Source organism: Streptomyces sp. NPDC059247 (genome assembly GCF_042754005.1).
Classification (GTDB): Bacteria; Actinomycetota; Actinomycetes; order Streptomycetales; family Streptomycetaceae; genus Streptomyces.
This window is the reverse complement of sequence record NZ_JBHYZW010000009.1, coordinates 267,100-279,118: the sequence shown is the minus strand read 5'-3', so window position 1 is coordinate 279,118 and position 12,019 is coordinate 267,100. Positions and strand designations below refer to the sequence as shown.

Here is a 12,019-nt window from a genome sequence, read left to right as displayed (position 1 = left end):
GGTGTTTGTGTGTGTGGGCCCCACCCCTCCCCCGCCGGGGGGGGGGGGCCCGCGACATTGGGCGGCCCCCCCCCCCCCCCCGGGGGCCCGGGGGGGCCCCCCCCCCGGGGGGGGGGCCCCCCCCCCTCGGGGGACGTACGGTTCAGCCCTTGAGCTCGGCCGCGACCAGCTCCGCGATCTGCACCGCGTTCAGCGCCGCGCCCTTGCGCAGGTTGTCGTTGGAGACGAAGAGCGCGAGGCCGTTCTCGACGGTCTCGTCGACCCGGATCCGGCCGACGAAGGAGGCGTCCTTGCCCGCCGCCTGGAGCGGGGTCGGGATCTCGGACAGCTCGACGCCCTCGGCGTCGCCGAGCAGCTCCAGGGCGCGCTCGACGCCGATCGGGCGCTCGAAGCGCGCGTTGATCTGGAGGGAGTGGCCGGAGAAGACCGGGACGCGGACGCAGGTGCCGGAGACCTTCAGCCCCGGGATCTCCAGGATCTTGCGGGACTCGTTGCGGAGCTTCTGCTCCTCGTCGGTCTCGAAGGAGCCGTCGTCGACGATCGACCCGGCCAGCGGCAGCACGTTGAAGGCGATCGGACGCTTGTAGACGCCGGGCTCGGGGAAGTCCACGGCCCCGCCGTCGTGGGCGAGGGCGGCGGCGCCCTCGGCGACCGCCTTGATCTGGCCGTCCAGCTCGGCGACACCGGCGACGCCCGAGCCGGAGACGGCCTGGTAGGTGGTGGCGACCAGCGCGGTCAGACCGGCTTCCTGGTGGAGCGGCTTGAGGACCGGCATGGCGGCCATCGTGGTGCAGTTCGGGTTGGCGATGATCCCCTTGGGGCGGTCCTTGACCGCGTGCGGGTTGACCTCGGAGACGACCAGCGGGACCTCGGGGTCGCGGCGCCAGGCGGAGGAGTTGTCGATCACGACGGCGCCCTGGGCGGCGACCTTCTCGGCGAGGGCCTTGGAGGTGGCGCCGCCCGCGGAGAACAGGACGATGTCCAGACCGGTGTAGTCGGCCGTCGAGGCGTCCTCGACCGTGACGCCGTCCACGACCGTGCCCGCCGAGCGGGCGGAGGCGAAGAGCCGCAGCTCGTCGAGGGGGAAGTTCCGCTCGGCCAGGATCTTGCGCATGACTGTGCCGACCTGACCGGTGGCTCCGACGATTCCGACCTTCACGGGGACTCCATCCGTACGTGTGTGCAGGCTGCTGCCGGTCCATGATGCGTATGTCCCGGTACGCCTTGTCCAATCCATTGTCCAAGGGCCGGGACGGCGAGCGCGAGCACCGGACGGAACGCCGTGGTACGGGCGCGGGCGGGGCCGCTTCCGTACGGGCACGGCGGGCGCGGGCCCTCGCCCCCGGTCGCCCCCCGGATCGCCCCGGTTGCCCCCTCGGATCGCCCCCCGGTCCTCCCCGGATGGCCCCCGGTCCTCCCCGGGTCGTCCCCGCCCGACGGACCGCCGTCCGCCGCCGGAACCGTGGCCACCGGCTCCGGGGTGGCGAGCGTCACCCCCCGGCCGCCCCCTCCTGGGCGTTTATCGGCCGTCTCGCCGCCGCCCGCGCCGGGCCCTCCGCCGCCCGCCAGGAACCGCCCGCGGCACGGACCGCGCCCGTCCCGCGACCGGGCCCTAACCTCGTCCCATGAGGCAGGACCTGAGGGTGGCGGCCTACGCCGTGTGTGTCCGCGACGGTGAGGTGCTGCTGGCCCGCTGGGTGGCCAGGGACGGCACGAAACGGTGGACCCTGCCCGGCGGCGGCATGGACCACGGCGAGGAACCGGTGCGGACCGTGGTCCGGGAGGTCGAGGAGGAGACCGGCTACCTCGCCGAACCCACCGCCCTCCTCGGCATCGACTCGATCCGCAGGAACCGGCCCCGCCGCCTCCGCGCCCCCGGCGACTTCCAGGGGCTGCGGATCGTCTACGAGGCCCGGATCACCGGCGGTGAGCTGCGCCACGAGACGGGCGGCTCCACCGACCGGGCCGCCTGGCACCCCCTCGCCGCCGTCCCCGGACTGACCCGGGTCGCCCTCGTCGACATCGGCCTCGACCTCTGGCGGGAACGGCCCCCGGTGGGCCGCTCCCGGCTCACCGGACAGCAGGACGTCTGACCCCGCGGGGCCCGCCGGAGCGCCCCTTGGGCCGAACGGCCGAAACACACTCAACCGTCCCACCCCCGCTCAACCCTCCCGCCCCGCCCCGAGGTCCTCCCCCGTGACCGCACTCCACGCACGACAGCCTCAGGGGAGCCCGCATGACCGCCGTACGCACCACCCGTACCGTCCTCGCCACCGTCCTGGCCGCGGGGGTGGCGGCCACGGCCCTGGCCGCCCCCGCGTTCGCCGCCGCACCCGCCGCCCCGGCCGCTCCGGTGAAGGGTGGCCACACCGCCACCCAGCGGGCGCTCCAGGACGCGGTCGACGCGGGAGTGCCCGGCGCCGTCGCCCAGGCCCGCGACGGACGCTCCTCCTGGACCGGCACCGCGGGCGAGCGCGGCGGCGACGACCGCTTCCGGGTCGGCTCCATCACCAAGACCTTCACCTCCACCGTCCTCCTCCAGCTCCAGGCCGAGAACCGGATCGACCTCGACGACCCGGTCGAGAAGTGGCTCCCCGGCGTCGTCCGGGGCAACGGCCACGACGGCCGGAAGATCACCGTCCGGCAGCTGCTCAACCACACCAGCGGCATCTACAGCTACACCAGCGACCCGGCCTTCCAGCGGAAGGTCTTCGGCCCCGGCTTCCTGGAGCACCGCTACGACACCTGGACCCCGGGGCAGCTCGTCTCCGTCGCCATGGCGCACCAGCCGGACTTCGCCCCCGGCGCGGGCTGGAACTACTCCAACACCAACTTCGTCCTCGCGGGCATGGTCATCGAGAAGGTCACGGGCCGTTCCTACGGCAAGGCCGTCGAGAACCGCATCATCAAGCCCCTCAAGCTCCGTTCCACCAGCGTCCCCGGGACCCGCTCGGCCATGCCGAAGCCCAGCAGCCCGGCGTACTCCACGCTCTCCGAGGACGTGAACGCCCCGGTCCACGACGTCTCCACGCTCAACCCGAGCATCGCGGGCGCGGCCGGTGAGATGATCTCCGACGCCCGCGACCTCCAGACCTTCTACCGTGCCCTGATCACCGGCAAGCTGCTCCCGAAGGCCGAGCAGCGGGAGCTGACCACCACGGTCCCGGTCTCCGCCGACCTCCCGGGGGTGGGCTACGGCCTCGGCCTGATGCGGCAGAAGCTCAGCTGCGGCAAGGAGGTCTGGGGCCACGGCGGCGGCATCCACGGCTCCTCCTCCGAAGCCGTGGTCAGCAAGGACGGGCGGCACTCGCTGGCGATGAACTTCAACGCCGACTGGACGGGCGACAGCCAGGCCGTCCTGGAGGCCGAGTTCTGCGGCACCGCTTCGAAGGCCTGACCGGTCACCGGGGCAGGACGACGATCCACGCGGCGGGATGCCGCTCGGACGCGGCCATCAGGGCCGTACGCACCACGGTGGCCTGCTGGTCCATCGCCTCGCGCAGCTTGCGCGGGGTCAGATGGACCACCGTGACGCCGAGCCGCTCCAGGTGCTCCCGCTTGCGGGTGTACTCGGACCACAGCGCGTCGTCGTCCTGCCGGGGCGCCCGGGTGTCCAGCTCCACCGCGACCGCCTGGTCGGGCCAGTAGGCGTCCACCCCGCCCAGGTGCGGACCGCCCGGCAGCCGCAGATCCACGTCCCACAGCGGGTCCGGCAGGCCGAACTCCCGCACCATCGCGTACAGGCGCTCCTCGGACCGCGACCGCCCCTCGGTGAGCAACGTGTCCACCGCGTCCACCACGTGCGGCCGGGTCAGCAGCCGGGCCCGGTTCAACTCGCGCACCACCGGGCCCGGTTCGCAGTGGCCGCCGCGCACGGCCTCGGTCAGGAGGTGCCGTACGGCCTCCGCGTCCGACAGGCCGGACACCGCGTCGGCGACCGCGCGGGCCACCGGGGCGACGGGGACGCCGGTCAGCTCCAGCGGCTCCGGGGTCTCGGCGGCGCGCACGACCCGCACCCAGCCGGTCGAGCGCAGCCGCCGGGTGCGCGGCACGAGGACGTCGATCCGCTCCAGGGCGGTGAGCGGGGGAGCGGAGGCGAAGCCGTGCAGGGTGAGCGCGGCGAGCCCGGTGATCATCGCGTCCGGGGCCCGGGGCGGTACGGTCCCGGCCCTGCGGGCGTAGAGCAGGGCGGCGCGGAGCCGGTCCTCGCTGGTGGGCGGGCCCGGCTGGAGCAGGAAGACACCGGGCAGCAACTGCTGCCAGCCGCCGGGGCGGCAGCGGGCGGCGACCTCCCCGGCGGGAATGCCCAGGGCCCTCAACTGGGCGGCGGAAGCGAGCCGTTGCGTCCGTCCGGTGCGCGAGGAGAGGGGGAGCGGGCGGGGAGTGAGGGGGGTGTCGTGGTTCATGCCGGGGGTCTTCCGCTCCCGAAGGCTCCCCTAACCCCTGTTACACGCCCGTCGACGACTGAGGACAACCTCGCCCTAAAGTACCGACGTTCGACCGCCGAGGAGCGTCGGCCCGGACGGATGAGGGCACCTGACCGGACGGCTCCGGACACCCGGCCGTACGGCTCCGGACCCCCGGCCGTACGGCCTCGGGCGCTCGGGCGGGCGCCCCGGGGCGCCTGGCCGTACGACGTCGGGCGCCTGGCCCGACGGGCCCCGGCCCCACGGCCCCAGGCCCCACGGCCTCAGGCACGCCGGAGGGGCCGGTCCGCATGTGCGGACCGGCCCCTCCGGGCAAGGCGGGGTCAGACCGCCCGGCCGTCGCACTCCTGCGCGCGCAGCGCCCGCGCCAGGTCGTCCCGGGCCTCCAGGACCAGCCGCCGCAGCGCCGGGGCGGCCGACGCGTGCGCCGACAGCCAGTCGTCCGTCGCCGTGAGGGTCGCCTCGTCGTCCTGGAGCCCCGGGAACAGGCCCCGGACCACGTCCATGCCGATCTGGATCGACCGCTCGGCCCACAGCCGCTCGATCACCGCGAAGTACTTCTGCGCGTAGGGCGCGATCAGCTCCCGCTGCGAAGGCTGGACGAAGCCCGCGATCGTCGCCTCCACCAGCGCGTTCGACAGGGCGTCGGACTCGACGACCTGCGCCCACGCCTGCGCCTTGACGGCGGCCGAGGGCCGCGAGGCCAGCAGCCGGACCTGGTGCCGCTTGCCCGTCGCGGTGTCGTCCCGGGCCAGCTCCGCCCCGATCCGGTCCTCGTCCGCCCGACCGTGCGCGGCGAGCGGGGAGAGCAGCGCCCAGCGCAGCTCCTGGTCGACGTCGAGCCCGTCGATCTTCGCCGTACCGTCGAGCAGCCCTTCGAGGAGCTGGAAGTCGGCGTCGGAGGAGGACGTCGCGGCGAAGAACCGCGCCCAGGTCAGCTGGTGCTCACTGCCCGGCTCCGCGAGCCGCAGCTCCCGCAGTCCGCCCTCGGCGAGCAGTCGCCCGCCCTCCTCGCGCCAGGCCGGGGCCGCGTAGAGGGTGACGGCCGACTTCGTCCAGGCGTGCACCATCTGGAGGACGCCGATGCCGGTCTCGCGGCCCGCGAAGGCGAGCACGACCGAGACGAAGTCCCGGGCGGGCATCAGACCGTCGCGGGTCAGGTTCCACAGCGCGGACCAGCACAGGGCGCGGGCCAGGGGGTCGGTGATGTCGCCGAGGTGGGCGCGCAGGGTGGCGAGCGACTCCTCGTCGAAGCGGATCTTGCAGTAGGTGAGGTCGTCGTCGTTGACGAGGACCAGGTCGGGCCGCTCCTCGCCCGCGAGGTCGGCGACGACGGTCCGGGCGCCGGTGATGTCGGTCTCGGAGCGCGCGTAGCGGACGAGCTCCCCGTCGACGAGCCGGTAGAGGCCGACGGCGGCGCGGTGCGGGCGCAGCTCGTCGCCCTCCTGGAGGACGGCCAGCTCGGTGATCCGGCCCTCCGCGTCGAGGGTGACGGCTGGGGCGAGGGTGTTCACGCCGGAGGTCTGGAGCCAGGACTTGGCCCAGGACCGCATGTCCCGCCCGGAGGTCTCCTCCAGGATCGTGAGGAGGTCGGCGAGCCGGGTGTTCCCGAAGGCGTGGCGCTTGAAGTAGCGGCGGGAGCCCTCCAGGAAGGCGTCCCGGCCGGCGTAGGCGACGAGCTGCTTGAGCACCGAGGCGCCCTTGGCGTACGTGATGCCGTCGAAGTTGAGCTTGGCGTCCTCCAGGTCACGGATGTCGGCCGTGATCGGGTGGGTGGACGGCAGCTGGTCGGCGCGGTAGGCCCAGGCCTTGCGGTTGTTGGCGAAGGTCACCCAGCTGTCGCTGAAGCGGGTGGCCTCGGCGTTCACGAAGGAGCCCATGAAGTCGGCGAAGGACTCCTTGAGCCACAGGTCGTCCCACCACACCATGGTGACGAGGTCGCCGAACCACATGTGCGCCATCTCGTGGAGGATGACGTTGGCCCGGCTCTCGTACGCGGCCTGGGTGACCTTGCCCCGGTAGATGTACTCCTCGCGGAAGGTCACCATGCCCGGGTTCTCCATCGCGCCGAGGTTGTACTCGGGGACGAAGGCCTGGTCGTACTTCCCGAAGGGGTACGGGTAGTCGAAGTTGTCGTGGAAGAAGTCGAAGCCCTGCTTGGTGATCAGGAAGACGTCGTCCGCGTCGAAGTGCTTCGCGAGGGACTTCCGGCACATCGCGCCGAGCGGGATCTCCAGCTCGCCACGGGTGTAGCTGTCCGTCACGTAGTGGTAGGGACCGGCCACGACACAGGTGATGTACGTGGAGATCGGCGCGGTCTCGGCGAACCGCCACACGCCCTCGGCGTCCCGCTCGCCCGCGCCGTTCGACCAGACCGTCCACTCCTCGGGCGCGGTCACCGAGAAGCGGTACGGGGCCTTGAGGTCGGGCTGCTCGAAGTTCGCGTACACCCGGCGGGCGTCGGCGGGCTCGTACTGCGTGTAGAGGTAGACCTCGCCGTCCTCCGGGTCGACGAAGCGGTGCATCCCCTCGCCGGTGCGGCTGTAGGCGCAGCGGGCGTCCACCACCAGGACGTTCTCGTCGGCGAGGCCGTCGAGCGCGATCCGGGAGCCGTCGAAGACGGTCGCCGGGTCGAGGGCGCGCCCGTTGAGGGTGACCGAGGTCACCGACGGGGCGATCAGGTCGACGAAGGTGCTCGTGCCGTCGCCGGTGCGGCGGAAGCGGATCGTGGTCTCCGAGCGGAAGGTGCGCACCTCCTCGGCCGAGTCGCCGACCGCCGAGCGGAGGTCGAGGACGACCTCGTACCCGTCGACGGACAGCAGCGCCGCCCGCTCGTGGGCCTCGTCGCGGGACAGATTCTCACCGGGCACGGTCACTCCTTCGTGGCGCGTTCGAAACAGTGGCGATTCTCCCATGTGCTGCTGTCGCCCGGGACACGGGAATGCCTCCGGGCGTCCCGGGGTTCCCTCCTTTCGGCGCACCACCCGCCGAAATTCCGACGGCCCACCGAGGAGCGACATGTCCGAGAGCAGGACCACCGCCGATTTCTTCTTCGATCCGCTGTGCCCGTGGGCCTGGATGACCTCCCGCTGGATGCTGGAGGTCGAGAAGGTGCGCCCGGTGGACGTGCGCTGGAAGGTCATGAGCCTGGCCGTCCTGAACGAGGACCGGCTGGACGAGGTGCCCGCCGAGTACCGCGAGATGCTGGAGACCCAGGCGTGGGGCCCGGTCCGGGTGGTCATGGCGGCCCAGCGGCTGCACGGCGACGAGGTCGTCGGCAAGCTGTACACGGCGCTCGGCACCCGTTTCCACAACAACGGCGAGGGCCCGACCCGCGAGGCGATCGTGGGCGCCCTGAAGGACGCCGGTCTGCCCGAGGACCTCGCGGACTTCGCGGACCAGGACACCTACGACACCGAGCTGCGCGCCTCCCACAAGGAGGGCATCGACAAGGTCGGCCAGGACGTCGGCACCCCGGTCGTCGCGGTGCCGGGTCCGGACGGCGACGAGGTCGCCTTCTTCGGCCCGGTCGTCACCCCGACCCCGCGCGGCGAGGCGGCGGCCCGGCTGTGGGACGGCACGCTGCTCGTGGCGTCCACGCCCGGCTTCTACGAGATCAAGCGCACCCGGACGGCGGACCCCAGCTTCGAGTGAGCCGGTCCCGGTGACGGAACGGAAGAACCCCCGCGATTCAGGTCATCGCGGGGGTTCTTCTTCGTTCCGTCCGCAGGTGAAGGCTGAGAAGACGATCACGAGCAGGACGTGCGGGGGAGCCCCGTGGGGCCCGGACCGGAAGGAGACCGGTCAGGGGGACCGGATCAGAAGGAGATCAGCGGTACGGAGGCCTTGGCGGCGTGGTAGCGCTTGCTCACGTCCTGCCAGTTGACGACCTGCCACATGGCGTCGATGAAGTCGACCTTCTGGTTCTTGTACTGGAGGTAGAAGGCGTGCTCCCAGGCGTCGAAGACGAGGACCGGGACGGAGCCCTGGCCGACGTTGCCCTGGTGGTCGTAGACCTGCTCGACGATGAGGCGGCCACTGATCGGCTCGTACGCGAGGACGCCCCAGCCGGAGCCCTGGGTGGTCGCGGAGGCCTTGGTCAGCTGGGCCTTGAACTTGGCGAAGGAGCCGAAGGACTCGGTGATCGCGTCCGCGAGGTCGCCGATGCCGTCGGCGGCCAGCGGCTCGCCGCCGCCGCCCTCCTTCGGGCTGTTCATGTTGTTCCAGTAGATGGAGTGGAGGATGTGGCCGGAGAGGTGGAACGCCAGGTTCTTCTCCAGGCCGTTGATCGCGCCCCACTGGTCCTTGTCGCGGGCCTCCTCCAGCTGCTCCAGGGTGTCGTTCGCGCCCTTGACGTACGCGGCGTGGTGCTTGTCGTGGTGCAGCTCGATGATCTGCGGATTGATCACCGGCTCCAGCGCCGCGTAGTCGTACGGCAGCTCAGGAAGTGTGTAGATCGCCATGTGCCCGGCCCCTTCGACTGCTCCTGCTTATTGCAACTTATATGCAGGTGCAGGCTAACAGTAGGTGCCCTTCTTGTTGATCAGCCCTTCGTCCTAGGTCCCGTGTCGCCCCCACCCTCCACCTCCGGCCCCGCCTCCCGGACGGGGAGGAGCCCCGGATGATGAGAGGAGGCTGGTGATCAGGGCGAGGTCGCTGGTGGACCGGTCCGGGGGGCGGGCTCCGCTCATCTGATCGTCGAGCACGCGGACAAGCGGCCTCCATCGCGCGTCCCTCAGTCCAGGTGTTCCTTCAGGCGGGACGCCAGGTGCTCGCGCGAATGGGTGAGGGAGGTTTTGCCCGTCCAGGTGGTCGATGCGCGGTAGCGTCGCCGGGGAGAACCCATCAGGGAAGGAACGATCGCCGGATGCCGCACAGGACTGATGTCGCCGACGGGCGCGGCCTGATCCTCGACTTCGCCGGGGTGCTTACCGCCAGCCCGATCGATGTCCACCGTGCCTGGTGCGTGTCGGAAGGGCTGGCTCCGGGCGCGTGGCGCAGCACTCTCAACGATCACCCTGAGGGCCGACGGCTGTACGCGGCTCTGGAGATCGGGGAGATCGGGCAGGCCGAGTGGAACGAGGGCACGGCGCCACTGTTGGGTGCGCATGTGGATCCGGTGAACCTGATGGGGCGGGCCTGGGCCGGGGTGCCCGTGGCCCGTCGGATGGTCGCGCTCGCGCGTGCCGCGCGTGCCGCAGGCCACCGGCTTGCTCTGCTGTCCAACAGCTTCGGTCTCGACCCGTTCGACCCGTACGAACACGTCGGCATCTGGGACCTGTTCGACGCGCACGTCGTCTCCGAGCTGGTCGGCATGGCGAAGCCCGATCCGGCGATCTACGAACTCGCCCTGGAGCGGATCGGGCTGCCCGCCGAGCGGTGCGTGTTCGTGGACGATCACGCGGTGAACCTTCCACCAGCCGCCGAGCTGGGCATCGCCACGGTCCACGTCACGGACGAGGATGAGGCCGTGACCGAGCTGGAGGCCCTCCTCGGTGTCACGGCGGTGCTCGCCGCTTGAACCCAACTGCGGTCTGATCAAAGGCTGTCGGCTCCACCGTTCCAGCCAGTACTGTCCGTATGGGGCCGATCGCGCGGAGGTTCTGGATCATGCAGTGGTCGGAGTGCACCACCTCTGAGCGTTTGAAGGCGCTGCGCGGCGGCATGACGCAGGAGCAGTTGGCGGAGGTGGCCGGCGTGTCCGTCGGCGTGGTCCGCAAGCTCGAACGCGGCGGAACGGCTTCCCTGCCGTCCCTGCTGTCGATCGCCGACGCGCTCGGCACGGACATCGCCGTGCTCCTCGGCCAGCAGGCCCCACGGCGGTCCATGGACCGCGACGAGCGGGCCGCGCTACGCCTGGTCTCCGCAGCCACCCATGACGCGGCCATCGGCATCCCCGCCGAGGTCGAGCCGGGCACCGTCGAAGAGCTCCGCGCCATCGTCCGTCGCGCGGACGCCGCGTACTGGGGAGGCCGGTACACCGAGCTCGGCACCCCCGGACGCCGAGGAACCCCGGACCGGGGCGGGCGGTCCGGGGTTCCTCGGGGGCGGGCGTCGGCCCGTGCGTACACGGGTGTCGGCCCGTACGTACGGGAAAGGCGTGCGGGGTCAGCCCCGGCGGGACGCCGTCCGTTGGCGGGTGAAGCCGACGGCGGCGAGCAGGAGCGTCAGGGCGCCCGTCCCGTACAGCTGTGTCCGGGTGCCCTCCTCGCGGGCCATCAGGACGAAGATCGCCGCCATGCCCGCGAGCGCCACCCAGGTCAGCACCGGGAAGGCCCACATCCGCACGACCAGCTTCTCGGGCGCCTCGCGTTCGGTGCGGCGGCGCAGCACCAGCTGGGAGGCGGCGATGAAGAACCAGACGACCAGGATGACCGCGCCGATCATGTTGAGCAGCCAGAGGAAGATGTCGTCCGGGCGCCAGTAGCTCAGCAGCACACAGCCGAAGCCGAAGACGGAGGAGGCCAGCACCGCCGGGCGGGGGACGCCGCCGGTCGTGCGGCCGAGGGCCTTCGGGCCCTGGCCGCGCGCGACGAGCGAGCGGGCCATCCGGGAGGCGCCGTAGATGTTGGCGTTCATCGCGGAGAGCAGGGCGACCAGCACGACCACGTTCATGATCTGTCCGGCCGCCGGGATGCCGAGGTGGTCGAGGGCGGCGACGTACGGGCCCTTCTCGACCACGGCCGGGTCGCTCCACGGCACCAGGGTGACGATGACCGCCATCGAGCCGACGTAGAAGAGCGCGATGCGCCACATGGCGGTGCGGACCGCCTTGGCGACCCCCTGGACCGGGTGTTCCGACTCGGCCGCCGCGATGGTGACCGTCTCCAGTCCGCCGTACGCGAAGACGGAGGCCAGCAGGCCCACGATCAGGCCCTCGGAGCCCTGGGGGAAGAAACCGCCGCCGCCGGTCAGGTTGGCGGCGCCGGGGGAGTCCGTGCCGGGCAGCAGACCGGTGACGGCGAGGACGCCGACGCCGAGGAACAGGACGATCGCGCCGACCTTCAGGGCGGCGAACCAGAATTCGAATTCGCCGAAGTTCTTCACCGCCGCCAGGTTGGTGACCGTGAAGACCACCATGAACAGCGCCACCCAGGCCCACTCCGGGCTGCCCGGGAACCAGCCGGTCATGATCTTCGCCGCGCCGATGCCCTCCAGACCGACGGCCACGCAGAGCAGGAACCAGAACGCCCATCCGGAGGTGAAGCCCGCCCACGGTCCGAAGGCCCGCTCGGCGTGCACCGAGAAGGAGCCGGAGGCGGGGTTCGCGGCGGACATCTCGCCGAGCATCCGCATCACGAGCATCACCAGCACGCCGGAGAGCGCGTAGGCGATCACGATCGACGGTCCGGCGGCGGCGATGCCCGCGCCGGAGCCGACGAAGAGCCCGGCGCCGATGACACCGCCGAGGGCGATCATCGACAGATGGCGCTGCTTGAGGCCGTGCGCGAGACCCTCCGAAGAGGCGGGCGCGCCGTCCTCGCGGTCGGTCGGCGCGGGCGCGGTGGTCCGGGACATGGGCGAACCCTGTTCACTAGCTGAGACGGAGAGAGCCCACATTCTGGTCACGCACCCCGCTCACGGGGAACCCG

The 12,019-nt window shown here is 71.9% G+C and carries 9 protein-coding genes and 1 pseudogene; 5 read left to right on the top strand and 5 right to left on the bottom strand.

The features are described 5' to 3' along the window. Positions 1 to 142: 142 nt before the first annotated feature. Positions 143 to 1,159 (bottom strand): aspartate-semialdehyde dehydrogenase, encoded by a 1,017-nt coding sequence (locus ACFXGN_RS19230; RefSeq protein ID WP_384860371.1) that lies wholly within the window; start codon positions 1,157 to 1,159, stop codon positions 143 to 145. A 466-nt stretch (positions 1,160 to 1,625) separates the two neighbouring features. Between ACFXGN_RS19230 and ACFXGN_RS19225 the strand changes: the two genes are divergently transcribed. Together ACFXGN_RS19225 and ACFXGN_RS19220 are read left to right on the top strand one after the other, a co-directional pair. Then, the gene (locus ACFXGN_RS19225) at positions 1,626 to 2,093 is read left to right on the top strand and encodes an NUDIX hydrolase (RefSeq protein WP_384860368.1); all 468 of its coding nucleotides are present in this window, start codon (positions 1,626 to 1,628) and stop codon (positions 2,091 to 2,093) included. 143 nt (positions 2,094 to 2,236) lie between these two features. After that, on the top strand, positions 2,237 to 3,397 hold the full coding sequence (locus ACFXGN_RS19220) for a serine hydrolase domain-containing protein (RefSeq protein WP_384860366.1): 1,161 nt from the start codon (positions 2,237 to 2,239) through the stop codon (positions 3,395 to 3,397). A 4-nt stretch (positions 3,398 to 3,401) separates the two neighbouring features. Here ACFXGN_RS19220 and ACFXGN_RS19215 read toward each other — a convergent pair whose 3' ends face one another. After that, on the bottom strand, positions 3,402 to 4,406 hold the full coding sequence (locus ACFXGN_RS19215) for a hypothetical protein (protein WP_384860363.1): 1,005 nt from the start codon (positions 4,404 to 4,406) through the stop codon (positions 3,402 to 3,404). A gap of 344 nt (positions 4,407 to 4,750) precedes the next feature. Next, a complete protein-coding gene (pepN, locus tag ACFXGN_RS19210; protein ID WP_384860360.1) occupies positions 4,751 to 7,297 on the bottom strand; it encodes an aminopeptidase N in 2,547 nt (848 codons plus the stop codon). Positions 7,298 to 7,445: 148 nt separating this feature from the next. On the opposite strand from pepN, the gene ACFXGN_RS19205 reads away from it, so the two are divergent. Continuing rightward, positions 7,446 to 8,081 (top strand): DsbA family protein, encoded by a 636-nt coding sequence (locus tag ACFXGN_RS19205; RefSeq protein WP_384860358.1) that lies wholly within the window; start codon positions 7,446 to 7,448, stop codon positions 8,079 to 8,081. A 164-nt stretch (positions 8,082 to 8,245) separates the two neighbouring features. Here the strand turns inward: ACFXGN_RS19205 and ACFXGN_RS19200 are convergent, their stop codons facing one another. Continuing rightward, on the bottom strand, positions 8,246 to 8,890 hold the full coding sequence (locus ACFXGN_RS19200) for a superoxide dismutase (RefSeq protein WP_351791942.1): 645 nt from the start codon (positions 8,888 to 8,890) through the stop codon (positions 8,246 to 8,248). 404 nt (positions 8,891 to 9,294) lie between these two features. Here ACFXGN_RS19200 and ACFXGN_RS19195 point away from each other — a divergent pair, with 404 nt between their 5' ends. Together ACFXGN_RS19195 and ACFXGN_RS19190 are read left to right on the top strand one after the other, a co-directional pair. After that, the gene (locus ACFXGN_RS19195) at positions 9,295 to 9,948 is read left to right on the top strand and encodes an HAD-IA family hydrolase (RefSeq protein WP_384860355.1); all 654 of its coding nucleotides are present in this window, start codon (positions 9,295 to 9,297) and stop codon (positions 9,946 to 9,948) included. Between the two features lie 59 nt (positions 9,949 to 10,007). Then, a pseudogene (locus ACFXGN_RS19190) lies at positions 10,008 to 10,211 on the top strand (helix-turn-helix domain-containing protein); the annotation flags it as partial. Positions 10,212 to 10,535: 324 nt separating this feature from the next. On the opposite strand, the gene ACFXGN_RS19185 reads toward ACFXGN_RS19190, so the two are convergent. Continuing rightward, positions 10,536 to 11,945: an amino acid permease gene (locus ACFXGN_RS19185; RefSeq protein ID WP_384860352.1), complete on the bottom strand. Its 1,410-nt coding sequence runs from the start codon at positions 11,943 to 11,945 to the stop codon at positions 10,536 to 10,538. Positions 11,946 to 12,019 lie beyond the last annotated feature (74 nt).

Bases quoted from the DNA above. Each gene is read 5' to 3' on its own strand.
- ACFXGN_RS19220 (WP_384860366.1), top strand. From the start codon at position 2,237: ATGACCGCCGTACGCACCACCCGTACCGTCCTCGCCACCGTCCTGGCC.
- ACFXGN_RS19215 (WP_384860363.1), bottom strand. From the start codon at position 4,406: ATGAACCACGACACCCCCCTCACTCCCCGCCCGCTCCCCCTCTCCTCG.
- ACFXGN_RS19205 (WP_384860358.1), top strand. From the start codon at position 7,446: ATGTCCGAGAGCAGGACCACCGCCGATTTCTTCTTCGATCCGCTGTGC.
- ACFXGN_RS19195 (WP_384860355.1), top strand. From the start codon at position 9,295: ATGCCGCACAGGACTGATGTCGCCGACGGGCGCGGCCTGATCCTCGAC.
- ACFXGN_RS19200 (WP_351791942.1), bottom strand. From the start codon at position 8,890: ATGGCGATCTACACACTTCCTGAGCTGCCGTACGACTACGCGGCGCTG.
- ACFXGN_RS19225 (WP_384860368.1), top strand. From the start codon at position 1,626: ATGAGGCAGGACCTGAGGGTGGCGGCCTACGCCGTGTGTGTCCGCGAC.
- ACFXGN_RS19185 (WP_384860352.1), bottom strand. From the start codon at position 11,945: ATGTCCCGGACCACCGCGCCCGCGCCGACCGACCGCGAGGACGGCGCG.